The sequence below is a fragment of the Neobacillus terrae genome (genome assembly GCF_011393025.1).
GTDB classification, from domain to species: Bacteria; Bacillota; Bacilli; order Bacillales; family Cytobacillaceae; genus Neobacillus_A; species Neobacillus_A terrae.
This window is the reverse complement of sequence record NZ_JAAOEO010000035.1, coordinates 1-25,614: the sequence shown is the minus strand read 5'-3', so window position 1 is coordinate 25,614 and position 25,614 is coordinate 1. Positions and strand designations below refer to the sequence as shown.

Here is a 25,614-nt window from a genome sequence, read left to right as displayed (position 1 = left end):
TCAGAGGTAGGGATAAATGGAAACAAAACTACTAAGGATAGCAGAATTAGCAAAATCTCAATTTAAGAGATTAGCTACATTTTGTAAATGGTAACTAGGAGGAGCCGTGTGCATTAATAGTGCAAGCACGGTTCTGTGAGGGGGGGGTGGAGTACAATCTATCGCAAGGTAGGAAGGCTCACTTCTACTCGACTATTTCAACAAGACTTGTTTAAAATTTGGATTTATATACATAGAATTTCTATGTAAAATATAACTGTGCAAATAAAAACCAAGAGAGAATACATAAGAATCTTATTTGATTTGCAAATAATCTCTTAAAACTCCCTAACCAAGTATAAAAGTTCAATGATACATAGATAATTTAGGAGGAAAAATGCGAATAAAATATATTGTATTACTTGCGTTAATTATCTTAATAGCAATTATCGGCTTTCGAACAATTTCTCTCTTTACAGAGGGACGAAGCTATTACTTTAAACATACTGATTCAACCAACCTTAGAAATGAATCTTTTGACAAGGTACGACTACACGATAATATTCATAATCCATCTTTTGTAAAGCATTATGGGACACCTCTTAGCAGGGAGGATAACGAAATATACGATTATTATCATTGGGAAGGGGGATTAGAAACGGCTTCTATGATTAACGGAAAAGACAAAGGGGATATTGTTCGTTTAATAATTGGGGAAGTCGAAGAAGGTGTAAAGACTAAAACTAGTCTTAAAACAGCAAAAGGAATCGTGATTGGTAGTACGAAACAAGATGTTATCGATTCGTATGGTTCAAGTTACTATACAAGGACCGAACAAGGTGTGGATATTGTCGAATACGTTGACCATAAACTTGGTGCAACAATTGAATTCTGGCTGGTAGAGAACGGAAAAGTAGCGGAAATACGATTTGATGACACGAACATTAACTAATTGATTGAGAATTTAACAACGAAGGTAGCTGTGGCACATCTTTTTATATTTCAAAGTTAGTTTGTGAAGGATTGTACTTAAACTAATGGAGGCTAGAGTTGAAGATCCACTGCTACCTATATTGGGTGGCCTTTTTATTGCGCTATAGGGGCCGGTTAGTGTAATAAGAACGTAGAATACATTAAGGAAATAATCTAATACTTGCTTCTTTTGACTAAGGAGGAATTTATGAAACCTAAATCTGTAATTTTGCTATTTGAATATAACTGGAAGATTTGAGAAAAGTGGTTTAATTGGTGTAAGGAAATATCAGAAGGAGAATTATTAAAGGAAAGAAATGGCGGATACAAAGGGATATTGCATACATTATTTCATATTGTTGATGTAGAACAGAGGTGGATTAGAGGTTTATCTAATGAAGAACCCATTAAGTACGACTTTGCCGATTATAATTCCTTAAATGCTATTATAAATCTTTCCAATCAAACAAAAGAGTGTACCTCAAATTTCTTGAAAAATTATAGTTCAAATAGAGATAGTGATGTATTAAGTGCAGTCAATAAAAAAGAAGAAAAAGTTTCCCATCATTATATTGAAATTCTTTTGCACCTTTCAGTTCACGAAGTACATCATATAGGTCAACTCTCAGTTTGGGCAAGAGAACTTGGAAAAGAGCCAGTCTCTGCAAATTTAATTGGGCTTAATCTATTCAATAATAATTAAACTTATTGAATAAACGGGGGCTTGAGTTCAAGAAGGGGTTACTGCTCCAGCCCTTTTGTCTATACTTTACGGAGGACATGAGAGTAGACGCCTATAATTAACAAACCTTGGCTGTGTTAGGAGTCCAATAACCCCGCCAAGGTCTCAATCAAGTGAAAACAATTATACCTCCCAGGGGATGTAGGGTACAAGAAAAGTTTATCAATATAGCAAGACGCTTACTAATGTACTTTTTTGTGACAAACCTAGCTATCCATATTCCATGCATTACACATAAACCGAGCATCTGAGGTAAGCCAATTTTGTGCAGCGGGGGTAGAAACTAGAGTCTTATGTTGTAAGAAGATTCGTTTAGCATATGAAAAATTGGCTTCTCTGATTTTTTGGTTTAATAAATTTAAAATTTTTTTATCAATGTTGGTGAGTGCATGTAAATCAGTATTTTCTCTTTCTTCTTTTAACACTTTAAGAAATTGTCTTGCTTCATGGTTTAGGGTTTGAACTATTCTCGGTTCAGTTATTCTAACCCACTCTTTTAGCATTAATTTTCTAGCTCTAGCAAATTGGTTATCATTAGCAAACTTATTTATTAAAATTACAACACTTTCTATTTTCACAGAAACACCCTCCCTTGGGTAATATCGGAAAAAATTATTAATTGTTAGTAGCCCTTACTATGCAGTAAGAAAATAAAAAATAGACAGCGTATATGATGTAGAAACAAAACAACTACTTGCTGGTGGAGATCCAGTGTCTAGATTTTTATGGCCAAATTTCGATTATTCCAGCACGGTATGAAAAAAATAAGTTATTGTGTCTAAATTTGTAATATTATTGTAATCTCGGTGTTACTCATCTGTAATCGCTTTCCCTTTATACTAGGTTTAACATCTAGTAATCGGGGGTAAATGAATTTGTTTAGAAGAATACTAGCTATCATTTCGCTAGGCATTTTAGTAGCAACAGTTGCACCGACAATGGACGAGGCTTCGGCCGCAGGATCTGTATATTACGTTAAAATAAACTCGGGAACTTTAAATGTACGAAAGTCTGCTTCAACATCAGCAACAGTTATTACTAAACTGAAAAAAGGTCAGCAAGTTTCGGTTAGTTCCCAGTCAAAAGGCTGGACGAAAATAACTGCGAATGGAAAACAAGGATATGTAAGTTCTAAATATATTGCAATAAAAAACAGTACAACAACGGCACCAAGCACCAATTATCGTTCAAAAGCCGTATCAATTGCAAGAAGTAACCTGGGTGTTAGGTATCTTTGGAGCGGTAGAACTACAAAAGGCTTTGATTGTTCCGGACTTGTCACTTATTCATTCGGTAAGGCTGGTAAAACCCTCCCTCGGACCGCAGCTGAAATGTATACAAGAGGGACTCGCGTTACTGCTTTGATACCTGGAGATTTAATGTTCTATGCCACAAGTGGCGGCCGTAAAGTTTCACATGTTGCAATTTATATCGGAAATGGACAAATGATTCATTCTGCTACTTCTAGGGGCGTTTCAATCGAAAAGATAAGTAATTCCTATTGGAAACAAAAGTTTATCGGAGCGAAAAGAATATAATAAGTAGAGTGGCTGATAAGTCACTCTATTTTTTTGTATAGGCTGAAATTTAAATTAAAATAAGTGATGAATTTTTAAGGAAAAATGAATGAAGATAATACTTTTTAGGTTAAAAGTAGACAAGTTTGTGTTAATCGACTAACGGGGCAGTTTACTTTTAGAAGCAATATGTCTAATGATTGTTAAAAGTAATAAGGGATCAAGATAGGAAATACTAAAATATTTAAATAGATCACCCTTTTCTTATCTCCATTACCTCTAATAACTGCGGAACTCGACCTTCCTTATTGTTACAAGTTTTGCTCCCAGCGTATTTTATTGAGTAATGCACGGCATCCAGCTGAAACAAGACTATAGGTTTCATCAAAATCACCTGTGAAAAATGGATCTGGGACATCTTTCCTGTATCTGGTTAGGTCGAGCAATCTAATAATCTTTGAATGATTATGCTTTCCGGTTATCCTGTAAATATTTTTTATGTTGCTTTCGTCCATACCGATAATATAATCGAACTTCCAAAAGTCTTCTTTCCTTAGATGGCGCCCAACTAACCCATCAGAAGAGATATTGTTTTTCTTTAGAATATCAAGAGTTCCTTCGTGCGGAGGGAAGCCAATTTGCCATGAACTGGTTGCAGCGGAATCAACTGCTATTTTGTTAGATAAATTTTCTTTTATGACTAACCTTCGAAAAAAAGCTTCAGCCATCGGTGAACGGCAAATATTGCCCAGGCATACAAATAAAACGTTGATCATGTACTTAACCCCTTTAGTTTAGATGATTTTATTTCCGTTTTATAGTCTATTTTAAATGAATTATGTAATTGCAAAATATGTATAAAACAGAAATATGGAACGGCGTTAGAATTATGCTAACGGGGGCTTGTGCGGCCGAGCTTAGGTCGTATCATATAGCGGGTGGGATTCCCGTCGAGTAAGAACTAGCCATTCGCTCGTAGCGAGTCTTGGAGGGCTAAAGGTAACTTTAGTCTTTAAGCGTAGACAGTTAGGTGGCGGGCCGAAAGCCAAAAGCTTGAAGGGATTGAGCTCCATAATGTTAGTAAACCGAGAGGGCTGATACTTTAAGCCCTGCAGAAAGCTACATTTTATCTTTCGTTAAAGGCAAGAAGGAAAAAAACTCTCTGGAGTCAGTGACCTTGGCACGTTATACATTGATATGATACGGCAACTCGGGAGACCCTACCGGTCTTTTCTTATCGAGAAGTATCTGTATACCACCCGAAAAGAGTTGTAAATAACGATTTTTATATTCAGCATTTTCAACATCAAGGAAAGGATATTGATCGTTTACTTCAAGCTCTTGGACGAGAAAATAGATTCGTGGCCGATTATAAAACGGAAGCGACTTTAACCATGGCGATTGAAGCGTCCAAGCAAGTATTAAACAAAATCAATTTAACGGACAAGGACTTAGATATGATAGTTTTTGTATCAGGAACACCTGAGTATTTTTGGCCGCCAAATGCTGTTGACATTCATCACGCTTTAAAAGGTAAAGAAGAGGCTATTGTTTATGACATGAATGTCGCTTGTGTTGGAATGGTTGTGGCGGTAGAACAGGTTAGCCGAAATATGTTAGCCAATCCACAACTTCAACGTGCACTTATTGTTGGTTCTGAACAAATGCACCGATATGCAAGAAAAGATGATGCAGTGACTTACGCGAGTTTTGGCGACGGCGCGTCTGCAGTTATATTAGAAAAAACAGAAGATCTAAATAACGGATTTATCGATTCGGCATATAAGGTTAATACAGAATCTATTGAAAAGATTGTTTTCCCAGCTTGTGGTGTATCCAAACTGTATAATGCAAAAATGGATGATTCCGAAAAACGAGTAAAATGGGAAAATGTTAATAATAATAACGCCTTTACGTCAACCGTTCACCTTATTGAGAAACTTTTATATAGAAACAATTTAACTCCAAAGGACATCCAGGCTTTTTGTTTTTCTCAATTATCAAAGAAGAATATATATAAAATCATTGATGCATTTAATGAAGATAGTATTAAATTTCCAATTGTCGGAACAGATTACGGTTATACGGGTTCAGCAAGCCCTTTTATGGCATTCGAACGAGCTTTAAACATGGGCCAAGTGAAAAGAGGAGATTATGTAGTATTTTGGTCAGTCAGTGCAGGTTCAACAGCTTGTGCAATGTTATATAGATATTAAATATTTTAGGAGTAATTGAGATGAATATGAAAAAGATAATTGCACCAGATCTGTTAAAAACTTATGTGTTACCGCCTGCCCTAATTGGTATATGCATGGAATGCAAGATATCGAATGCTGGCTTATTCGCAGGATTTCAAATATGTACGGAGTACCAGGTTTATTCAACAAAAGGGCTCTGACCCATCAGGTTAGCATAACTGGCCTCCACCCCTTGGATAGGTATGACGAAGGTTTGAAAGGGCCAATGGACCCGTTGAGGCATGGGAGGGTAAACCTCCAAGGACGGCGTAGAGAATGTACTCATATGGTAAAATATGGAGTTTTATTTCACTCCTTTATTTCACTATGCCTCCACGAAGCTATTATGATCTGAACTTATTCCTACTAATCCTTGACTTCTTATAAAGGGGGATAAAGTCCTGCGAATAAGCGAGTATTTGCGAGGAAAACGTATTAAACTGAGGGAGTTGGTTAATTTTATTAGTCCTCTAAAAGCATCATTAAAATATAAGGAAAATCAAAAAAATCAGGCTGCTTAATTAGTCATTGCATCCTGATTTTGGTCTTTAAAGGAGAGAATGAAACGCTTATTAAACACATCTACTTTCATTGTAAAGGGCTGGTGAGGTTTAATTCCCATAGATTTCCGGATTTCGATTGGAATTGCCACTGCACCTTTTTCTGCTAAATACCTTTTTAAATTAAAAGTACGGTAATCCGCCTTTTGAATGATAATTTCATTCCCCTTTAGTATAACATCCACCTGTTCACCAGATTGATAACCAAAGGTGTTTCTCCATCGTTGAGGAAGAATGACAACGCCTGCTGATGAAAACTTTTTGTCACTGTATGTAGTGGTTAATTCTTTTACCATAATAAACCTCCTCCTTTTTATGTTTTTTCCTAAGTGTCCGTGCTTTTAAACCGGTTTGTGGAAAATAGAGAATTTCCCAATAAAATATATCAAATTTTTTTCCGAAAATATTAATGTTATGAAAAGTACAGGACTAACGGGGCAGTTTGTTGAAGAACGTTTTGGGCAAACAATGGAGAATTAATAATCTAGAATTAATAATCTAAACTTTCTAAAGGGCTAGGTGAATCCAAATGAAAAAGATTAGACTTTTTCTTGATAATAAATGTTATCCTATGTGGATTTACGCTGAACAAGGTGAACCGTTGGATAATTACTTAGTGAAGAATTGAAAAGTGAAAAAGAAATAGATGAATTGCTTATAAAATTTAAAAAAATTATGATTCTTTGTTTGTATACGATGATGTAACCTTTGAATATAAAGGCTTTTCAATCATTATGCAAAAAATGGCTTACAGAAAGAAAATAAAACGTTCTTTTCTAAATAAAGGTAAAATTAGGGAATAAATACATCATTGTATTGACTTATAAAAGTAATTCTACAACAACAAAGGGGGCTAGAGATGAGGAACCTGTTACAACGATTGCCGTTTTTTCTTTTTGTGCTGCCGGGGAGTTTTGTTTTCGAAGAATAGTTATGGAGGCGCAAAAAATATTCCATATATTTACTCTTAAATATAAATAACTTTAACCGATAGTAAATAAGTAAAGTTATATTAGATTATGGAGAGATACTAATGACCATCGAACAAGCTAAAACAATTTTAATGAGTCCAGAAATTGGACAACATTTGACCCGAGAAGAAATGGATGCCATCAAGTTTTTAATTAGCGAAACTGAACATAATCACCAGAAATAGGATGAGCTGCCGGTTTAGGTAGCTTTCCTAAATTTACTCATTATTTAACAATTTATGTAGAGCTAATGTAGCTGAAGATATATCCTTATAGAGTTCGATCAGTTTATTTTCTGTGAAAGTAATTTGGAAATAAATTTCATTCTTTTGTTTATTTATACTTAATGAAAAGGGAGTATGAATATCAGTAAACGTATGAGTAATTTGACAATCAGAAAAATACATTAATTCTCCTAACATTTTATTGATTTTTTCTTTTGATATTTTATCTTTTTTTTCTATCGACATTTTTAGTGTTTCCTCCTTTCCAATCTTTCGTGCAAGGTACTAAAAACAGTCAACATGCTAAAAAAATCTAGAATGGGTTATTTACCCAAATATATCATTGGTTATTTCAAGAAGTATATGGGGAATTACGTCTAAAATTATCGAAATAAAAAAGCATTAGGAACGAGTCCTAATGCTTTTTTACCAATTATCGATTAATGTTGCTGGTTTACTTGATGAACATGATGCGGATTGTATTTGGCATATGCGAAATGATTTAAGGAGCAACATATGGCTGAACTGATATAATTTCCTTGTTTAATAGAGAGTGGATTCCATTCAAGCCCGTAAGAGAACCTGAAGTAACGAAGAGCATAAGGAAGCCAGGTTTTCGGTGGTTAAAGAATTTTCCATTGGAAGAATTGTTCAACTAAAGGGGAGTTTAGTGAAATAAGACCTTCATCGTGTATATAATTTATCAGTAAATTCTATATTTTTAAAAGTTAATTATAGTATTATTTCCTAGTGTGCAAAACTTGAAAATTGGGGGAGCAGATAGTGAAGCATTTTGTAGAAGTATTGGGTAAGGGAAATGACACTGCAGTTTTTTTACCTGGTACTGGATGGGCAGGGAATTTTGGAATGCCTATTGCGGAATAATTAGTTGAAAAATTCAATATCCATATGATAGATTTGCCTGGAATCGGTAGAAGTGAAGGACTTGATGGAGTAGTAAAAATGAGTGATGCAGCAAAATGGTTAAATGATTACTTAGAAGAAAAACAAATAGATAAAATCACAATAATTGGTCATTCTTTAGGAGGAGGTATTGGATTATCCTTTGCCTATTTTTATCCTGAAAAGGTAGATAAACTGATATTACTTGATATTGGTTTTGCTAGAATTGAACGATTCCCTGTTCAGATGTTTGGGTCAGTTGGGTATATTCTCCCTGTAATTAGTATTTTACATAAAATTTTGGGTCAAAAATTTTTAGGTGAAGAAAAAGAACAAAATATAAACACTAACTCAAAACAAAAAACCGAGGAAGAAATTAAAGTGAAAATCAAAAATTCGGGACTTGAAGACACTGAATTTATAAGAAAAGCAATCGAAAATCAGCAAGAAACTACTTTAAAAGGTATTAGTCTTCTTTTGGCACTATATCGTTACAACATGCCAAGAATGCTAAGTCAAGTTAAAGTGCCCTGCCTCGTCCTATATGGGAATCGTGATGACAAACCACTGAAACTAAAAAATAAAATACATCGTCAGGTTAATCGAATTAGAAAATCTAATATTATCATTAAAGAACTAAATGGTGGTCACTACGCCCATGTGACAGATATTCGAGCAATAAGTTACATAAAATCCTTTCTACAATAAAGTATATATTCATTCTCTGTGGTGCAGCACTGATTTTGTGCTGAATGGATGGCTAACGGGGCAGTTTAGTTGAATAAGAAATAGAAAAATATGGTTGACATATTTAATGTAGCATAATAGTATTAAGAAAATTCTAAACTCTAAAATGCAATGATTTAGAGTATTAAGGAATATTTATTGTATAAAGAGCTGTCTGTTGGTGAAAAACAGCCAAAAAAGTCTCCAACTCGCCTAACTGATAGGTAGGTCTAAACGGTTGACATCCGTAATCAGTTGTAAAGGGGATTGTTTTTTTATTACAACCAAAAAAGTAGTAACAGGGGGTATAGCCTATCGTCTCTAATGAGATGGAAGGCTTTTTATTTTAGACATTAATTCCTACAAGGAGGAAAATTTTATGGGAAAAGCATTTTCGTCGATACTTCCAAACCACGAAGATTTTATAAGAAAGCAACGGATTTTTTTTGTGGGTTCCGCACCTCTTACCGGGGAAGGTCATGTTAATATTTCCCCAAAAGGTCATGATGTACTAAGGATATTATCATCAACTGAAATTGCTTATTTAGATTTAACAGGTAGCGGTAATGAAACAAGTGCCCATATAAAAGATAATGGTAGAATTACCTTCATGTTTGTCGCTTTTGAAGGTCCTCCAATGATAATACGTCTTTACGGACGAGGCAAAGTAGTGTTACCTGGCACAGCAGAATGGGATGATATGGTAACTCATTTTGACATCCTGCCTGGTGCAAGGCAAATTGTTTATGCAAAAATTGAAACAGTAAAAACAACGTGTGGATTTAGTGTACCTTTTTATTCATACAATGGTGAACGAGATACTCTTCTTCAGTGGGCAGACAATAAAAGCGAACAAGAATTAGAAGATTATCGTAAAAAGAAAAACTCTGTAAGTATGGATGGGTTAGTTTCGCCATTAGGAGATAGAATGGTTAATCTTAATAAATGATTTGAACTTTGAGTTGAAAGGAGGGGTTGCTGCGGCACCCCTTTTTCATATTGCACTACCGGGGCAGTAATGTTCAAAAAGATAAGAAATTTCAGTTTGATAAAATTCAAATTTTTCTAAATAAAACGTAACTTAACAAGAATTAACCGTAAATTTATTTATAAAAAGGGGTTGAATTTTATCAGGAAAGTAATTCAATTATTTATGCTTATTTTAATTGTAGGTCTATTTGGTTGCTCGAAAAATTCCATAAATGAAAATGATGTTTTAGAAATACTGAAAACATATAAAACGGAACAATATACGATTGAGGAACCCTCTAATCCACCAACCAATGATGAAATAGTTCAACACGTAAAGCCATTTTTAAGCGAGAAAGCTTTGGAGAAACTAAATGCAAATCGTGTCTTCAGCATTGCACCTGATATTGCGACCAACACAAACAAACCCATTAAGGTGAATGATGTTCAGATTGAAAAGTCAGAGAAAAATGAAGATGGTACAGTTGATTATACTTATACTTTAGAAATCCAACTTGGTGAGGGGTTCTAATGCGGAAGTCATTAAGAACAATGGGCAATTAACCGTTTCATCTGAAAATGGTTTAAAAATTATTAGGGACTGGGAATAAAAAGATAATTTTAATAAATTTTATTAAACAAACGGGGGCTTTCCTTAAAAATTGCTGCTGACAATCCCAGATTGCTTTTCTTTTTGAACTAAATGGCAGGTTAGTTAAACAAAACTTTTTTCTAAAAAAGGATATATTCTTTCTTTGAGGAATTAACTAAGGAAATCGAACTTAAGGGATGAAAAGGATGAAACCTTATCTTGATCAAATTGTCAAAGACCTAACTAAAACAAACTTGAAAAGGTATTGGCCCAATTTTGAAGTTGTTTCTTATGCATTGTACGATAAAAACAGTGTCTACCTGTTCAATCATCCTAAGTATGAAAATATTCATCCTAAATCATATAATATTTTGAAACGGGAAGAGCAGTTTGTTGGAAATACGATCATTCTATATGAAGGCTATCCTATGGCAATTGCTGATATGGAATTGTACGAGGACTATGAAGGGCTTTTTTCAATATTAGCTCACGAATTATTTCACGGATATCAGTATATAAAAGGGGAAAACCGCTTCCCTGATGAAATAATGGGGATTACTTATCCCTTAACCAAAGAAAATGCTGAACTTCGAAATCGGGAAAGACAAAATCTTTATGATGCACTGTTGGAAACTAATTTCAGTAAAAAGACACAGTATCTTAATGATTTTATCGCACTAAGGGAAAAAAGGGCAGAAGGAATGAAAGAGCATCTAACATATGAAAACTTAATTGAAACTGTAGAAGGACCTGCCTGGTATGTTGAATTAAAGGCTTATTCAGAAAAAAGCCCGTTGGCTAACGATTTGATTTTTAAAAATTATGGAAAACACTTGATAGACAAATTTGATTCCACTTCCAATATAAGGCGTAGCTGTTACAGTTCCGGTTTGTTTATGTGTTTGTTGCTGGATGAATTTTCACCTAGTTGGAAGGAAAGTTTTTTTGGTACTGATGCAACACTATTTGATTTGATTAAGCTGTTTAATATTAAACCAAGAAAACTCCCACTAGAAGATGTGGAAATAAGCCCTGAAACTGAGGAAGCAGTAAATTTTGCTGTTAAGTTAAGGCAGAAAGAGCTTGAAGAATTCGAAGAGCGGACAGGTATCCAACTGTTTATCGAAGGAGAAATCACTGCTTTGTCTTTTGATCCGATGAATATCATCGCTTTAGAGGGCAAGTTATTACATAAAAATTATATAAAAGTAAGGATAAATAACAAAGAATACCTTGTACAACAACCTTCTCTTGCCTTTTGTAAAGATGGATTAAAAAATATTAATAAACTACATCTACTTTTAAAGGACATTCCAATCGAAAATGGCGATTCGCTTACAGTGCCTGGTGTTGGTGAAATAAATGGACGGTATACAAAACAGGAAAACACATTTTATTTGATTGTTAATTAAAATAAAACTAAGGGTAGGATTCAATTCATACAAGCTAAGTTTGTGAATATGTGCACTTAAACTAATGGGGGCTTTACTTCAATAAGGAGTAGAGCCTTTTTTCTGTTGTTCGATTAACGGGCAGTTTAATGGAACAAGTGATGAAAAAAGTACTAAGAGTATTTCTTGAATTGGATGTAGAAGCAAATATACATTTAGGATAAAAAGTATATTGACCTTAGCCTAAATAACTACTATAAATTATAAAGATAAATAACTAAAAATTTAAAATAAAATAAATATATGAGAAAGGCAAATTCATTGAAAGATGAAGACGCAAAACTATAGGGACTAAAGTCATTAGACAATGTTAGCCAGTTACCAATATGTATTTTCCAAATGAATTGACTAATCTGTGTTGGGTTAGTCTTTTTTATTGGGATAAAAAGAAGCTTTTTATCATAAAGGTAGGGAAAGCGATATGAAGTTAACGGTGATAATTTTATTTTTAGTGGTTATTTTTCTTCTGATTTGCATCTTTAACCAATATTTTAAGTGGAAAAGTAAATTTCATACAATCTTCCAATTATAGAAAGTTCAAAAGATGTTATTTATCACTATGAGATATCAAAGGTGAAATTTAAATATATTAGTCCTTCAATTGAAGCATTTTTGGGTAAAGGAGTTATAGAAGAAGCGAAGATGAATTCTTTTGCACCCTTTGAATGTGTTCATCCTGATGACTACGAAATCTTATGTAAAAAGGTGAAAGGAGAAATAGATTATTCTCAGATCTTAATTCAGCAGTGGAAAGACAATACGGAAACTATAGGTGGTTTGAGGAATATGCGACACCCATTTATGAAAACGGGCAATTAGTAATCATACAAGGTATTATGAGAAACATTGACGAAAAAGTGAAATTACCACAGGAATTAGAATATCGAATATATCATGATACCCTTACTGATATCTATAATAGGGAATATTTTGAGAAGAAATTTGAAGAGCTAGATAAAAAAATTAATGTTCCTGTTTCATTAATTGTGTGTGATTTAGATGGCCTTAAATATGTTAATGACAATCTTGGACATAAGGCTGGGGATGAATTAATAAAAAGTTTTGTAGAACTTTTAAATCAACGCTCTACAGAAGATAAAACTGTTGCAAGAATTGGAGGGGACGAGTTTATTTTAATTGTAAAAAATAAGCCAGAAGATCAAGTTAGACATTTATTATCTGAAATACATAAAGATATAAAAGAATTTAATATATAACAACTAGAAGATACAATAAAAATGTCTCTCGGATATAGTTATGCTCCTTATTCAAAAGGTCAAATGGAATTATTGTTTTTTCAAGCAGATAAAATATGTATATAGATAAAATGAATAAAAGAATCGTTAGAGCTTAATTAAGTGAATATTACAATGAGAAAAATAGTCAAAATGTAGATTGATATTTAATAAAATCGAACTTGTCTACTCTTTTCATGAAAAAAGGCATTACTCTGTTGAATTGTTTAAAAATGAAAAGGGTTTGCCTAGAATAAGGACAATATCAGTATTGGCAGACATGCCCATTTTAATTTTCTGTTATGAAGCTCTGATTTTTGCGAATCATGAATGGCAAACGGCTGCAATTTAGACGAGCTTAGGTATATCAATAATAATTTTGCTTTTAAGATGTTGCTGCTGCAGCATCTTTTTTCTTTAGAACAAATGTGGCAGGGGTTTTATCCCTTTTATAAAAATGAAAGTAATAGAGTTATGAAAACCAGGGAGAAACACATATGGAAATATCATTGATTAGACATGGAAAATCACGATTAACTGGTAATGAAAAAATAACTTCTTTGGAATTTAAAAAGTGGGTTGAAAAGTATGACTATAATGGAGTGTATGAAGAATCTACAGTATTACTGGAGGTCATCAAATGAAGAGAAACTCTTGACGCAAGTTCATCAAATCTGTTGTTTCCCTTTATATCCCAATTAAAATCCTCATCTTCACCATCCCAATTTGAGTAGGTAGGAACATAAAAATTCATTGAGGACAACTATTTTATTGTCTAATGTGATCCCCCAAGAACATTGAATAAGTAGAGCATATTCTTCTGTTTCTATGCTTCCGGCTTTGTACATTACTTTCATTGTCAACTCCTCCTAAATCTTTTTTCGATTACAAGGTAACTACCAATGCGCTTCTAACACTTGATTGAGAATAAGGACGAAAAATTAGCTTTTAGAGAAGAACAGAAGAAAAAAGAGTTTGAAGCAGAGCTTGCTGCACAGGTCGCCAGGGAGAAAAAGGAACTGCGGCCAGCTTTTTTTATATGAAAAAATGGCTTAGCGTGAGAAATCCGCATTTTGTTGGCGGTCAGACAAAAAAGTAAAAGCATAGTCACGTCCAGCTAGGATGTGCTCCTTCATGGCAATTTCTGCGCGTATGTGATCTCTATTGATGATGGCTGTTCCAATGGTCATATGTGCGGATAGAGAATTCCCTACTTGTTCATAGGAATATTTATCATAAGTCTTATAGACAAGTGGAATCACCATGATTCGTTCGAGCATAACAGGGAGTTGGGGATTTCCCGTGGCCATCCAAATTAGATGATGAAACTTCTCATTGATCGCGACAAATCTATCGACCTGCCCTTCCAATTTACCTTGGGATTTAACGATCCCATAAAAGGTTTCAAACTCTTCATTCAATGAAGCAATTTCCTCACAATGATGCTCCTTACGGTTTAGAGCTGCCTGCTCAGCAGCATATCCCTCCAGCAATACCCTGAGGTTAAAAATGTAATTTAGTTCTTCCTGTGTATACTTTTTAACGACAGCCCCTTTGTTAGGCGCGAACTGAATGAGTCCCTCGATTTCCAATCGACGTAGAGCCTCGCGTACAGGAGTTCGGCTCATGCCTAGTTGTTCTGCCAATTGGGTTTCAAGTAATCGTTGACCTGGTTTCAAGTTACCGCGGATGATCCAGGTGCGGATAGTTTCATACGAATCAGCCATTTTGATCGACTCCAATTTCTTATTCAAAAAGGTAATAAGATAAATATAACATAAATGGGAATTTAAAAGGGGAATACCCCGGTGCTAAGCAAAGGGAGGTATTCCCGAATTCCTAGTTTACATGGAATGTGAAGCGCTTTCATGAATGAGGTTCTCTTTTTTTTCAATATCTTCAAGGCTGAGCTTTTTCGTCTCACTGCCAAGCACCAAAATGGTGATAGCCATGATTATATATAAAGCAAAGGAAAACCAGAAAACCGCATGTTGACCACCATTGGTAAACAAGTAGGCAATGAGATAAGGAGAAAGAATCGTTCCAGCCCGACTAAAGGCATTGGCCACAGAAGAACCAGTCATCCGTACCGAAGTAGGGGATAATTCAGGGACATAGCTTGCCAAAACTATGGCGATAAGAATGTTGCCACCCATGACAAAGATGAACCCAAGACTCATAATTGCGGCAGGGCTGCTAGCCGAGCCATAAAATAGGCCAATGATTCCAAGGAAAACAGACATAAATGCTAACGTATATTTGCGTCCCAGGCGGTCGGCAAGCACGGCGGACAGTGCATTCCCAGGAATCGCACCAAGCATAATGACCAATGAAAACGTAAAGGTTTTGACATCGGAGAAACCTTGTTTAATGAAAAACGTAGGAATCCATGCGGTAAAAGTATACCACGTCGTCATCATAATCGTAGAGATAATAATTGACATAATAGTGATTTTGCGGATGCCAGGAGACCATATCGATAAGGTTTGTTTGGCATTCACTGCTTTGAGCGCAGGTTGCCGGACCGATTCAACGGGAGCCAGATTAGGAACTAATTGCTCAAATTGAACAAGAACTTTTTCCGCTTCCTCGTATTTGCCCTTTTGCTCCAACCATCGCGGGGATTCCGGCAAATATCGGACTTGCAGAGCCCATATAATAATCGGGGGAATTCCAGCAATCCAAAACATGATCCGCCAGCCATATTCAGGGATTAAATATAAGGCCACTAACGCGGCTGCCGGCTGAGAAAGGTTGATCAAAAAAGATAGGGCACTCGTCCAGAAGCCTCTCGTTCGCCTGGGAGCGAATTCCACCCACATTCCATAACCCACGACAATGACGGAACCTAAACCTAAACCCGCAAAGACACGAAAAACAATCAACCATCCAAAGGAAGGGGAAACCGCACATAATATGGTTCCGATTCCATACACCAAGAGTGAGTATTTTAATGTAAACTTTCGTCCAAAACGATCACCGACTACTGCAGCAATAAGTGTCCCAATCAATAAACCGAAAAACGTGCTGGATATAAAGGATGCATTCGCTGCAACTGAAGAGAATTTTAAAGCCACCATTGATGCAAGTACAGACCCTGCGATATAAAGATCAAATCCGTCAAAGAATCCCCCGCCCGCTAAAAGATACAAAATGGAACGATGCCGTTTGGTCATTGGTAAGCGGTCTAACCGGGGTCCTGCAAGCACTTCTTTTCCCATTGTAACTACCTCCCTTATGATTTTTCCCTCCACGGTTAAATAAGAGTTAGATCACCTCCTCAGATTGCAGTGCAAGAAACTCAGACTCTTCCATGCCGAGCCAATCGCAGAAGATTTCTCGGTTGTGTTCCCCAATCGTCGTAGGCCCAGCGTGGTGGATTTGACCTGGGGTGCGGCTCAACTTAGGTACAATCCCTGGCATGGGGAATGAACCCAATTCGGGATGTTCAAACGGAACGATCATTTCCCTGGCGATAAATTGAGGATCGCTCACCATGTCTTTGGCATTATAAATTCGGCCCGCAGGAACACCATTTGTCGATAAAAGCTCTAACAGTTCATGACATGGTTTGGTTTGGGTCCAGGCTTCAATCAGTTCATCTAATTCTTTTTGGTGTTTCCCTCTTGCTTCATGGGTTGCATATCGTTCATCACTAGCAAGACCAGGTTGGCCCATAACGGCGGCTAGTCGCTTAAATACGGTATCCGCATTTCCGCCGATCGCAATCCAGGAATCATCACCGGTTTTATAAATATTCGAAGGAGCAACACCTGGAAGAATATTTCCAGAACGTTCGCGGAGCTTATCCAGCAGCACATATTCAGGAATAGTCGACTCCATGACACCGAAAACAGCCTCGTATAACGCCGTATCCACCACTTGTCCCATTCCAGAGCGACTCCGCTCATGGATCGCAGTTAAACATCCGATCATGGCATACATCGCAGCAAGGGAGTCGCCAATGCTGATGCCAACACGAACGGGCGGCCGGTCGGGTTCACCAGTAACATAACGCAGTCCTCCCATGGACTCGCCAATCGACCCAAATCCTGCACGATCTTTATAAGGTCCTGTTTGGCCAAATCCAGACGTACGAACCAAAATTAATCGAGGGTTGATCTCGGACATGACCTCATACCCTAAATTCCATTTCTCCAATGTCCCTGGGCGGAAATTCTCAATGACAACATCTACATGAGGCAGAATTTTTTTAAGCAGCTCTTGCCCTTTCGTCGTTCTAAGGTTTAGACTAATGCACTTTTTATTTCGCGCTTGAATCGCCCAGAATAGGCCGTTGTCGTCAATCGTATCTCCCCACTTCCGCAAAGGATCCGGGCGGTCAGGCGGCTCCACCTTGATTACTTCAGCACCAAAATCGGCAAATAAACGTCCCGTGAATGGTCCCGCAATAAAGGAGCCAAGCTCCAAGACACGAAGATCGGATAAGGGAAAATCAGCTGTCATTTTTCAACATCTCCTTTACGTTGTATACAAAAACTAAAAAAAACGGTCTTTTTATAGTTTTAATTATATAATTTAGTTAAATTGTATGCAATACAAAATATTCAGAAAGTTGGTGCTATTTTGATTGAAATCTGCGAAGTCGGACCACGAGATGGCCTGCAGACAGAAGCTACCTATTTATCCGTTCAACAGCGAGTCGACATGATTTCGAAGTTATCGAAATTGGGTTTTTCAAAAATTGAATGTGTTTCCTTTGTACGGGATGACCTCGTACCCCAAATGGCCCATGCCGAAAAGGTTATTGAGGCTTTGCCTAAAGAAAAGGGAGTGAGATATGCGGGTTTGGTATTAAGCGCAGGGGGAGTGCATAGAGCGCTCCGTTTGGAAAATTTGACAGATATTCATTTTGCCATTGCCGCCTCTGATACCTTCAACAAAAGAAATGCGGGACGACCCACATGGGATACTCTTGAACGATTGTCCACGCCTATTAAAGAAGCGTTGCAGTCGGGAAAACAAGTAACAGGAATTATTGCTACTGCCTTCGGTTGTCCGTTTGAGGGAATCATCCCGCAAGACCGGGTGTTGAAAATGATAGAATCCTATATAAATTTAGGGAATTGTCAAATTTGCCTCGCAGATACGACAGGGTTGGCCAACCCGAAACAAGTTCAGCACATGATTCAAGAGGTCGATCTCCACTTTCCGGGCGTGCCCATCTCCTTGCACTTCCATAACACCCGAGGATTGGGGCTTGCCAACGTCTTGGCCGCCATTCAATTGGGAGTTACACGGTTCGATAGCTCCATCGGAGGGCTCGGCGGCTGTCCTTATGCTCCTTTAGCCGTTGGAAATGTCTGCACGGAGGATTTAGTGAATATGGCTGAGTCCATGGGAATTGCCACAGGGATCGACCTGGATGGTTTAATCGATACCGCCAAATGGACCGAACAGCAAGTTAAGCGCAAACTCGATGGCCTTGTCATGAAAGCGGGACCCATACGATTCCCATCTGTACCTTATGAAAAATCCAGCTTAAATGAAAATAGTAAGATGTAGCAGGTGAAAATATGTAATGGCTGAAATAACAATAAGAGTACGAATTATTGAAACATCCCTCCGCGTTTGATGTTCATGGTTTTCACAGAGTCACGTTTGACCAGATTGTGGAGGATGTTGAAATATCGAAGGGAGGATTTTATCGAATTTCAAGTCAAAGGATGAGCTGCATAGTATTTGTTCATCAGAACTTTGAAAGTAATTGATTATTTTTTTATTCAGCTTATGAGGGCTTTTGTTAAAGCAAGGTTGATGGTGAATTGCTTCTTCATTAGAAAAAATTCAAGGGCTGATTTTTTGTTGTTTGATATTGAACAGTTCAATAGATTTTGAAGGAAGATACTTAAATTATAAGGGCCGTTGATCCAGGAGGATTAACGGGCATTTTTTGTTGAATTCCTTTATTAACAAACGGGGCAGCATTCCTGTAATTAAAGAAAATGAGAAGAAAGAAAATCTACGCGTTACTATCAATAGTTTTAAGTGGGATATTAGGGTTTATTTTGCTAATGATGGGATCACTTGCTAGTGGGATTGTTGCTTTTGGAATTATTGTAGGCGTATTTTTAGAGGATTATTCTTATTACAGGATATACATAAAAGAATCTCAACAGTAGTACCAAAAAGAGATAAAGTACAACAAGCCTATGAGGATTATTTGAAATCAAAAGTTACTGCTTCTTTATAAGTTTACGTGATCATTGATCCAGAGGATTTAACGCTTTTTTGTTTAAATCCTTATTGAACAAAAGAGCAGGATAGTTTAAGAAGTATGGGGAATACTGGGATTATATAATTTTTAAGGTGAATTTTAAAATGAAACCATTGATTAGAAAAGAAGAAATTATAAGTTCGGATAAGTTTTTTGAAAGAATTCATCAAGTAGAAGTGGATTATGTGAATTATTGGAAAGAATATACTCTATGGCACTGGGAATTTTGGCTTTCAGTAGCATTATCAATCATTCCTTGGCTTGTATGGATAATTCTGCGAAAGCGTGGAAGTGAGGCAAGATTGCTTTTAGCTGGAAGTTTTGGATTAAGTGTATCTTCTTGGCTTGATTTTTTAGGACTTGTTTTTGGGCTTTGGCATTATTCGGGGAGAGTATTGCCAACCATTCCAACGTTTTTACCTTGGGATTTTACTTTAATTCCTGTATCTCTTATGCTTTGGTTACAATTTAGACCAACTCTAAATCCCTTTTTAAAAGCTGTTATTTATTCCGCATTGACTTCTTTTTTAGGTGAACCTTTATTTGAATGGATTGGATTTTATACAACAGTAAAATGGAGCGTTTTTTATTCCTTTCCAATTTACATTATTATCTATTTAGTAGCTTATCGAATTAGTAATGCAAAATCATTTGAAACTTTGTAATAAAATAAACAAGGTCTCATAACTGAGATTGTGAATAAATTCCCTTCAACTAAAGGAGGCGTTAGTTGAAAAATATTAAAAGGACTGCTTTAAGTCCTTTTTGTTGTGCACACTATTATTTCGGTAGATAGCGGCCATTAGGTAGCTTTTCCACCATCCCGAACTCTATTAGTTTTTTTAAAGATAGAGTGCAGTAAGACGAGGCATCATATTTATCTCTTCCTAATGCAACACCATTCTGTGTAGGACCGAAACCAAGTTTCCTTTGTTCCGCCGATGTTTTATTATTTAATTCACATAAGGAGTCAAAAATGCTCCGATCTTTTTCTGTTATTTTCTTCTTAGACGGTCTTCTCAAGGTTTGCCCTCCAATAATCTCTCTCAATAGGAAATTTATACATTATCCCTCAATGAATACAAGTTTTTACCCTTATAATTTGCTAAATAGGGCAGATTCGATTAGTGATTTCCCATTAGATACCAATAAAAAAGGCCCTCTAATACTAGAGGGCCAAATAGGGGAATACACTTTATTCTTTACCAAATTGCAAAAAGTTTACACAATATATCTGTATTTATATATATTGTTTTGCCAGCTTTAGTTTAATAATGTTTTTCTTTTTTATGGACATATTTGAATCAGTCTTTATTAGAAGACTTAATTAATCTTGATTGTGGCTGACGGTTCCTGTGTAGGCTGCCTTCTCCTTTTCTATCTTCGCCACTAGGGACTCAACCGTTTTCATAATCATTTCATTTGTCACATCACGGCCCAGAATGTTACTGGCCCTCTTTATCAGTTCTTCTTTATTAATACTCATATCAGATTATTAACTTTCCCTTTTATAATAAAAATTATTTATTTATTAATTGCACCCATTCCTTCTAAGATGATTTTTGCATCTGTATTTAGATAGGCCGGTATTTCTTTACCAAATAGCAATTTCGGATTTTCTCTAAGAATAAGCTTTAAACCTCGTAGGTCAAATATAGAAGCATAAATGTTAATTGCATTTATAATGGCAAGGTCCTTTCTGGTTAAAGGCTTGTATCCATCGTGTCTCTGCTTTATGAGAAAGTTGAGTAACTCTTTAATTACTCTTGTGTACAACTCAACAAAACTGGCTGTAGATAGAATCAATAAACAAATGAAAGAAATGAAAATGGCTGCTTAATTTTTTTGAAAATAGCATTAAAAATTCGGTCAGCTTAATCATTCTAAAAACAATTATGAAATTAACACAATTTAATAAATGTTTATGGAAGAAACAACAAATATTTTTACAACACCGTTTTAAAAGGAGAATCATTCCAATATATTTGGTAAAAGTGAAAGTGTGAAAAAATAAGTGGGGTGGAGGACGGATATGTTTGTTCATGTTGTTCAAGCTGGTGAGTCCTTATTTTCTGTAAGCCATGCGTACCAAATTTCAATAGAACAGTTAAGTAGGGTTAATGGGTTTGATGGGACAAATATCGTACCCGGTCAAGCCTTATTAATTCCAAGATATACCTATATTGTCCAACCCGGTGATTCTTTATATCGAATCTCCCGGAAAGCCTATGTCACTGTTCAGCAATTGCGTAACGCCAATCCTGGTATCAACGAAACCGATCTTACACCAGGTAGAAGTATTAGGATTCCTTACACTTCTAATTATTTAGCTGGCACGTTGGAATTTTATGTGGTAAGAAGTCCAGAAGAGGACGTTCAATTGATTAATCAATTTGCGCCGTATTCATCCTCCATTTCCATCTTCGAGTATCATTTCGCCAGCAACGGAGAAATTGTAAATGATTTGAACGACCTAACTGCCATTGAGACGACCTGGAGAAATCACGTTACCCCTATTGCGACGATTACAAACATTAGTTCACAGGGATTTGATCCTGACCTTACCCATCAAGTTTTGAATAATCCAACTACCAGAAGGAATCTTATCAATAATATTTACTTTTTGGTTTCTAGAAAAGGATATGGCGGTGTAAACATTGATTTTGAACGTGTAAGAGCTGAGGACAGAGATATATTTACTGGTTTTTTAAGAGAATTACGGGATCGGTTGAGACAAGGGAGGTTTGTTATTACAATCTCGGTACCTGCCAAAACTAGTGATGATGTTCCATGGCTGAGAGGTTATGATTACGGAGGAATTGGAGCCGTAGTCGACTTTATGTTTATCATGGCATATGATTGGCATTATGGTGGAAGTGAACCGGGTCCGGTTGCACCGATTACGGAGATTAGAAGGACAATTGAATTTTCCCTGACAAGGGTCCCTGAAAGAAAGATTATTATTGGGGTACCTTTATACGGATATGATTGGATTGTACCGCATAGACCTGGCACCATTGCACGTGGAATCTCCAACCAAGAAGCCATTTTAAGGGCGATGAGGTACCAATCCCCAGTGCAATATTCTGAGGAATACCAATCACCTTTTTTTAGATACACGGACTCACAGGGAGTGAACCATGAGGTATGGTTCGAAGATGTTAGAAGTATGAGTACAAAAATGGTATTAGTTCGTGAATATAATCTGCAAGCTATTGGTGCGTGGCAATTATCCCTTGGATTTACACCCGGTGTCTGGCTTCTAAGAAAGTTCTTTACCATTCGTAAAATCTAATTTAGTACTATTGTAACATATCAAATTATGAAGGAATTTGGTGTGATTTATTGGGGATGGATGGACGTTGTTAGCATAAAAATACGACAAAGCTCAAAATGATTACTTCTAAGTTACAAATTACTCAAATTCTGTCTCCTCTATTGAAAACAATGGTATATTTATTTCCCAAAAACACTGCTGTATTCAGGAATGTGGCTGACCTTATAATACAAATTGGGATTCCCGCGATGTTTACTGTAGCCGGTTGACAGGAGAAGACACTATTGTTAAGGCATTGTGGTAAAGGAGTGGTCTCCTGTGGTAAAGGTTTCTGCAGCAACCTTCTTTGGTGATATAGAAAGAGGCGTTGAAGGGTAATTTGGTACAGGGCGGGCTCTGTAAACCAAAAAAGGTCGTTTTATTAACGACCTTTCAGACTGTAGACAAATCCAAAAAAACGGGTTTGCCTTTTAAAATAGAATGGCGCCTAGATCAGATTGGTATAGGTTAGTGGATTAAGACGCTTCAGACGCTTCAGAAATAGAAACGTGGTATCCTAAGCTTTCCAATATTCTTACAGAATTTCGCACAGTTGATTGTTGTTTTTGTTTATCGAAATAGTCAACACCTAAATCGATATACATTTCTTTTCGTGTTAGAAGATAATAAGCCATTCTTAAGATGGCATGAGCGACTACAATGGCTGCTCTTTTTCTACCTTTTCGAGAAAGTGTTCGCCCTATATAATCAAAGGTAAGCTGGGAAGAAAGCAGACTGGCTATACTAGGGCATGACTAGAAAAAGTGATAAAGCCCACAGAGTTTTGACATCAAAAATGGAATTTAAAAACTTGCCTAAGAAAAGGCAAGTTTTCTTTATACCAAATATCAGTACCTTATTAAACCAAAGCTCCCATATAGTTTAAGTACATTTCTTCACACATTTAATTGCAAGAAATTACTTATTCCCCTCGGAACACGGGCTTTCTCTTCTCAGCAAAGGCTTGAACCCCTTCCTGAACATCTTTGGTTCCAAAACATTGTTTAATAAAAGCGTACTCTTGTTTTAGAATCGTTGTAAGATCCGTGTCAGGGCTTGCAGCAAGCAATCTTTTAGAAAGCGTCATTGCTACCGGCGGTCCTGCCGCTAATTCCCTGGCAAAATTCATCACCTGTTCCTGAAATTCTTCATCAGGGAACATCCCGTTCACCAATCCAATTCGTTCTGCTTCCTCAGGGTAAATGTCCCGACCGGTTAAGATAAATTCGGCAGCCTTTGCCTGCCCGATCAACCGCGGTAAAAAATAACTCATTCCCGCATCAGGGCTGAGACCGCGGCGAATATATCCAGCTGTTACACTTGCATCAGCAGACATGAAGCGGATGTCACAAGCCAGAGCTAGCGCGAATCCTGCACCAGCCGCAATCCCATTGATTGCAGCAATAACTGGCTTATCACAATGAACAATCTCTAATGCTTGATGACCTACCCAACCCAATTCATCTAATTTTTGATGACGAGATTGAGCGTCTGGATTTCTCTTCGCATAATCGGTCAAATCAAGACCTGCACAGAATCCTCGTCCACTACCTGTAATGACAATGACACGGACTTCATCGTCAGCAGAAGCCTCTGATATTGCCTGGATAATCTCATTACTAAGTGTATCATTTACGGCATTAAGGCGCTCCGGTCTGTTAAGTGTTATTGTACGGACCCCATCTTTCGTTTCGATAATAATATGTTCCATCTTTTATTCCTCCTCAAATATTTGAATTTCTTTATCTGATTTCATATTATTTATTAACTATTCTGACTACTATTAGTATAATACTTTACTATCACAATTTACCAGATTAAAGATTTGTTTATTTAGATTGTATGCAAAGTGTTCCATTCCCCGTTTGAAACAGCATAATGGTTATTTATTTCTGAAAACTATTATTATAAAATCAACGACGCAGGAAGTCGCTGCTCTTGCCGCTGTATTAAATAATACGTTTTATTATTACGGTGCTTAAAAGCAAACAAACTGTTGTTCAACTCCCTCAGTTTAATACGATTTTCTCGCAAATACTCGCTTATTCGCAGGATTTCATACCCTTTTATAATAAGAGAACGCTTATAAGGAACAGGTTGAGATTATAATAGCTTCGTGGAGGCATAGTGAAATAAAGGAGTTAAACAAAACTCCACATTTTACCATATGATGTACATTCTCCACGCCGTCCCTGGAGGTTTTCCCTCCCATGTCTCAACGGGTCCATTGGCCCTTTCATTCCTTCGTCATACCTATCCAAGGGGTGGAGGCCAGTTATGCTAACCTGATGGGTCAGAGCCCTTTTGTTGAAGAAACCTGGTACTCCGTACATATTTGAAATCCTGCGAATAAGCCAATACTCGATATCTAGCTTCTTATTATTTCATTTATTTTTAAGCTGCCTGTGGTAATAGAGATTGAAGTTTATCCGGACAGTAGGCCTCATTTCGTCTTGCCATTCCTACCAATATCCTCGCAAGTTTGCCAATCAGTTTCATGATTGATTTCATTTTCTTTATCTTTTTCTCTTTCACATTATGAGAGTGTAGGGCTTTAAATTCTGGATTGTTCATCACAAGGCTCATAGTGGCTAGGTAGAGGAAACGCCGAAGCCTGGATCTTCCCCGTTTAGAAATCACAATTTGCCCTTTCCACTTTCCTGAACTTGCTTCAGCCAGATGCAGTCCGGCGTGGCGAAGTAGAGAATTTCCATGAGAGAAACCACTTAAATCTCCTGCCTCCCCAAGAATGCCAGCTAACGATATTTCACTAATACCTTTTATCATAAGTAGTTTCTTAGCGTAAGGAATCTTTGTCAGTACATCGGTTACTTGTCTTTCAACTCTTTCGAGTTGCTTTACGGCTAGATCATACTCCTCTAACAATTGTTCCAAATGAAATTTGTAGGCATCCAGTGCTTGTAGGGAACCAATGGATCTCTTAGCGACTTGTACAAGTAATTGAGCTTTTTTCAACCCAGG

Annotated in this window: 25 protein-coding genes, 1 pseudogene and 1 riboswitch; of the genes and pseudogenes, 16 read left to right on the top strand and 10 right to left on the bottom strand. The window is 36.7% G+C overall.

Annotation, left to right across the window (positions count from 1 at the left end; genetic code table 11):
- Positions 1-376 precede the first annotated feature (376 nt).
- Both G8761_RS24690 and G8761_RS24685 read left to right on the top strand, forming a co-directional pair.
- Entirely contained in the window at positions 377-931 is a 555-nt protein-coding gene (locus G8761_RS24690) for a hypothetical protein (protein WP_166030599.1), read from the top strand.
- A 294-nt stretch (positions 932-1,225) separates the two neighbouring features.
- Positions 1,226-1,654 (top strand): annotated as a pseudogene (locus G8761_RS24685) (DinB family protein); the annotation flags it as partial.
- Between the two features lie 245 nt (positions 1,655-1,899).
- On the opposite strand, the gene G8761_RS24680 reads toward G8761_RS24685, so the two are convergent.
- Complete coding sequence (locus tag G8761_RS24680; RefSeq protein ID WP_166030598.1) at positions 1,900-2,271, bottom strand: hypothetical protein; 372 nt, start codon at positions 2,269-2,271, stop codon at positions 1,900-1,902.
- A 297-nt stretch (positions 2,272-2,568) separates the two neighbouring features.
- Between G8761_RS24680 and G8761_RS24675 the strand changes: the two genes are divergently transcribed.
- Entirely contained in the window at positions 2,569-3,231 is a 663-nt protein-coding gene (locus G8761_RS24675; protein WP_166030597.1) for a C40 family peptidase, read from the top strand.
- Positions 3,232-3,521: 290 nt separating this feature from the next.
- Here G8761_RS24675 and G8761_RS24670 read toward each other — a convergent pair whose 3' ends face one another.
- The gene (locus G8761_RS24670) at positions 3,522-3,986 is read right to left on the bottom strand and encodes a low molecular weight protein-tyrosine-phosphatase (protein ID WP_166030596.1); all 465 of its coding nucleotides are present in this window, start codon (positions 3,984-3,986) and stop codon (positions 3,522-3,524) included.
- Between the two features lie 585 nt (positions 3,987-4,571).
- Here G8761_RS24670 and G8761_RS24665 point away from each other — a divergent pair.
- Together G8761_RS24665 and G8761_RS24660 are read left to right on the top strand one after the other, a co-directional pair.
- On the top strand, positions 4,572-5,426 hold the full coding sequence (locus tag G8761_RS24665; protein WP_338001033.1) for a 3-oxoacyl-[acyl-carrier-protein] synthase III C-terminal domain-containing protein: 855 nt from the start codon (positions 4,572-4,574) through the stop codon (positions 5,424-5,426).
- Between the two features lie 20 nt (positions 5,427-5,446).
- Positions 5,447-5,608: a hypothetical protein gene (locus tag G8761_RS24660; RefSeq protein ID WP_166030595.1), complete on the top strand. Its 162-nt coding sequence runs from the start codon at positions 5,447-5,449 to the stop codon at positions 5,606-5,608.
- 356 nt (positions 5,609-5,964) lie between these two features.
- Here the strand turns inward: G8761_RS24660 and G8761_RS24655 are convergent, their stop codons facing one another.
- Positions 5,965-6,303, bottom strand: a complete 339-nt coding sequence (locus tag G8761_RS24655; protein WP_166030594.1) for an AbrB/MazE/SpoVT family DNA-binding domain-containing protein — start codon at positions 6,301-6,303, stop codon at positions 5,965-5,967.
- A 737-nt stretch (positions 6,304-7,040) separates the two neighbouring features.
- Here G8761_RS24655 and G8761_RS27735 point away from each other — a divergent pair.
- The gene (locus tag G8761_RS27735; protein WP_275940736.1) at positions 7,041-7,163 is read left to right on the top strand and encodes a hypothetical protein; all 123 of its coding nucleotides are present in this window, start codon (positions 7,041-7,043) and stop codon (positions 7,161-7,163) included.
- 33 nt (positions 7,164-7,196) lie between these two features.
- Here G8761_RS27735 and G8761_RS24650 read toward each other — a convergent pair whose 3' ends face one another.
- Positions 7,197-7,448: a hypothetical protein gene (locus G8761_RS24650; protein WP_166030593.1), complete on the bottom strand. Its 252-nt coding sequence runs from the start codon at positions 7,446-7,448 to the stop codon at positions 7,197-7,199.
- 657 nt (positions 7,449-8,105) lie between these two features.
- On the opposite strand from G8761_RS24650, the gene G8761_RS24645 reads away from it, so the two are divergent.
- From G8761_RS24645 to G8761_RS24615, 7 genes are all read left to right on the top strand, one after another.
- The gene (locus G8761_RS24645; RefSeq protein ID WP_338001034.1) at positions 8,106-8,813 is read left to right on the top strand and encodes an alpha/beta fold hydrolase; all 708 of its coding nucleotides are present in this window, start codon (positions 8,106-8,108) and stop codon (positions 8,811-8,813) included.
- A gap of 397 nt (positions 8,814-9,210) precedes the next feature.
- Positions 9,211-9,780: a pyridoxamine 5'-phosphate oxidase family protein gene (locus G8761_RS24640; RefSeq protein ID WP_166030591.1), complete on the top strand. Its 570-nt coding sequence runs from the start codon at positions 9,211-9,213 to the stop codon at positions 9,778-9,780.
- A gap of 171 nt (positions 9,781-9,951) precedes the next feature.
- Positions 9,952-10,332, top strand: a complete 381-nt coding sequence (locus G8761_RS24635; protein ID WP_166030590.1) for a hypothetical protein — start codon at positions 9,952-9,954, stop codon at positions 10,330-10,332.
- A 266-nt stretch (positions 10,333-10,598) separates the two neighbouring features.
- Positions 10,599-11,804 (top strand): hypothetical protein, encoded by a 1,206-nt coding sequence (locus G8761_RS24630; RefSeq protein ID WP_166030589.1) that lies wholly within the window; start codon positions 10,599-10,601, stop codon positions 11,802-11,804.
- Positions 11,805-12,084: 280 nt separating this feature from the next.
- Positions 12,085-12,169, top strand: a riboswitch (cyclic di-GMP riboswitch).
- Between the two features lie 247 nt (positions 12,170-12,416).
- The gene (locus G8761_RS24625; protein ID WP_166030588.1) at positions 12,417-12,662 is read left to right on the top strand and encodes a hypothetical protein; all 246 of its coding nucleotides are present in this window, start codon (positions 12,417-12,419) and stop codon (positions 12,660-12,662) included.
- 17 nt (positions 12,663-12,679) lie between these two features.
- The gene (locus G8761_RS24620) at positions 12,680-13,060 is read left to right on the top strand and encodes a GGDEF domain-containing protein (RefSeq protein WP_166030587.1); all 381 of its coding nucleotides are present in this window, start codon (positions 12,680-12,682) and stop codon (positions 13,058-13,060) included.
- A gap of 515 nt (positions 13,061-13,575) precedes the next feature.
- On the top strand, positions 13,576-13,722 hold the full coding sequence (locus G8761_RS24615; RefSeq protein WP_243450138.1) for a hypothetical protein: 147 nt from the start codon (positions 13,576-13,578) through the stop codon (positions 13,720-13,722).
- 408 nt (positions 13,723-14,130) lie between these two features.
- Here G8761_RS24615 and G8761_RS24610 read toward each other — a convergent pair whose 3' ends face one another.
- From G8761_RS24610 to G8761_RS24600, 3 genes are all read right to left on the bottom strand, one after another.
- Positions 14,131-14,805, bottom strand: a complete 675-nt coding sequence (locus tag G8761_RS24610) for a GntR family transcriptional regulator (protein ID WP_166030586.1) — start codon at positions 14,803-14,805, stop codon at positions 14,131-14,133.
- Positions 14,806-14,922: 117 nt separating this feature from the next.
- The gene (locus G8761_RS24605) at positions 14,923-16,299 is read right to left on the bottom strand and encodes an MFS transporter (RefSeq protein WP_166030585.1); all 1,377 of its coding nucleotides are present in this window, start codon (positions 16,297-16,299) and stop codon (positions 14,923-14,925) included.
- Between the two features lie 46 nt (positions 16,300-16,345).
- A complete protein-coding gene (locus G8761_RS24600) occupies positions 16,346-17,545 on the bottom strand; it encodes a CaiB/BaiF CoA transferase family protein (protein WP_166030584.1) in 1,200 nt (399 codons plus the stop codon).
- A gap of 81 nt (positions 17,546-17,626) precedes the next feature.
- On the opposite strand from G8761_RS24600, the gene G8761_RS24595 reads away from it, so the two are divergent.
- On the top strand, positions 17,627-18,604 hold the full coding sequence (locus G8761_RS24595; RefSeq protein WP_243450137.1) for a hydroxymethylglutaryl-CoA lyase: 978 nt from the start codon (positions 17,627-17,629) through the stop codon (positions 18,602-18,604).
- 816 nt (positions 18,605-19,420) lie between these two features.
- Positions 19,421-19,981 carry a CBO0543 family protein gene (locus tag G8761_RS24585; RefSeq protein WP_166030583.1) on the top strand — a complete coding sequence of 187 codons (561 nt, stop codon included), beginning with the start codon at positions 19,421-19,423 and terminating at the stop codon, positions 19,979-19,981.
- Between the two features lie 115 nt (positions 19,982-20,096).
- Here G8761_RS24585 and G8761_RS24580 read toward each other — a convergent pair whose 3' ends face one another.
- On the bottom strand, positions 20,097-20,339 hold the full coding sequence (locus tag G8761_RS24580) for a hypothetical protein (RefSeq protein WP_166030582.1): 243 nt from the start codon (positions 20,337-20,339) through the stop codon (positions 20,097-20,099).
- Positions 20,340-21,348: 1,009 nt separating this feature from the next.
- Here G8761_RS24580 and G8761_RS24575 point away from each other — a divergent pair.
- The gene (locus tag G8761_RS24575) at positions 21,349-22,611 is read left to right on the top strand and encodes a glycoside hydrolase family 18 protein (RefSeq protein WP_166030581.1); all 1,263 of its coding nucleotides are present in this window, start codon (positions 21,349-21,351) and stop codon (positions 22,609-22,611) included.
- A 943-nt stretch (positions 22,612-23,554) separates the two neighbouring features.
- Here the strand turns inward: G8761_RS24575 and G8761_RS24570 are convergent.
- Positions 23,555-24,343, bottom strand: a complete 789-nt coding sequence (locus G8761_RS24570) for an enoyl-CoA hydratase/isomerase family protein (RefSeq protein ID WP_166030580.1) — start codon at positions 24,341-24,343, stop codon at positions 23,555-23,557.
- Between the two features lie 683 nt (positions 24,344-25,026).
- The coding region (locus G8761_RS24565) for a transposase (RefSeq protein ID WP_166030579.1) at positions 25,027-25,614 on the bottom strand (588 nt) is incomplete at its 5' end.

Coding starts and splice junctions, on each gene's coding strand:
- G8761_RS24690 (WP_166030599.1), top strand. CDS start 377: ATGCGAATAAAATATATTGTATTACTTGCGTTAATTATCTTAATAGCA.
- G8761_RS24620 (WP_166030587.1), top strand. CDS start 12,680: ATGAGAAACATTGACGAAAAAGTGAAATTACCACAGGAATTAGAATAT.
- G8761_RS24655 (WP_166030594.1), bottom strand. CDS start 6,303: ATGGTAAAAGAATTAACCACTACATACAGTGACAAAAAGTTTTCATCA.
- G8761_RS24605 (WP_166030585.1), bottom strand. CDS start 16,299: ATGGGAAAAGAAGTGCTTGCAGGACCCCGGTTAGACCGCTTACCAATG.
- G8761_RS24670 (WP_166030596.1), bottom strand. CDS start 3,986: ATGATCAACGTTTTATTTGTATGCCTGGGCAATATTTGCCGTTCACCG.
- G8761_RS24570 (WP_166030580.1), bottom strand. CDS start 24,343: ATGGAACATATTATTATCGAAACGAAAGATGGGGTCCGTACAATAACA.
- G8761_RS27735 (WP_275940736.1), top strand. CDS start 7,041: ATGACCATCGAACAAGCTAAAACAATTTTAATGAGTCCAGAAATTGGA.
- G8761_RS24650 (WP_166030593.1), bottom strand. CDS start 7,448: ATGTCGATAGAAAAAAAAGATAAAATATCAAAAGAAAAAATCAATAAA.
- G8761_RS24660 (WP_166030595.1), top strand. CDS start 5,447: ATGAATATGAAAAAGATAATTGCACCAGATCTGTTAAAAACTTATGTG.
- G8761_RS24600 (WP_166030584.1), bottom strand. CDS start 17,545: ATGACAGCTGATTTTCCCTTATCCGATCTTCGTGTCTTGGAGCTTGGC.
- G8761_RS24640 (WP_166030591.1), top strand. CDS start 9,211: ATGGGAAAAGCATTTTCGTCGATACTTCCAAACCACGAAGATTTTATA.
- G8761_RS24585 (WP_166030583.1), top strand. CDS start 19,421: ATGAAACCATTGATTAGAAAAGAAGAAATTATAAGTTCGGATAAGTTT.
- G8761_RS24615 (WP_243450138.1), top strand. CDS start 13,576: ATGGAAATATCATTGATTAGACATGGAAAATCACGATTAACTGGTAAT.
- G8761_RS24630 (WP_166030589.1), top strand. CDS start 10,599: ATGAAACCTTATCTTGATCAAATTGTCAAAGACCTAACTAAAACAAAC.
- G8761_RS24575 (WP_166030581.1), top strand. CDS start 21,349: ATGTTTGTTCATGTTGTTCAAGCTGGTGAGTCCTTATTTTCTGTAAGC.
- G8761_RS24610 (WP_166030586.1), bottom strand. CDS start 14,805: ATGGCTGATTCGTATGAAACTATCCGCACCTGGATCATCCGCGGTAAC.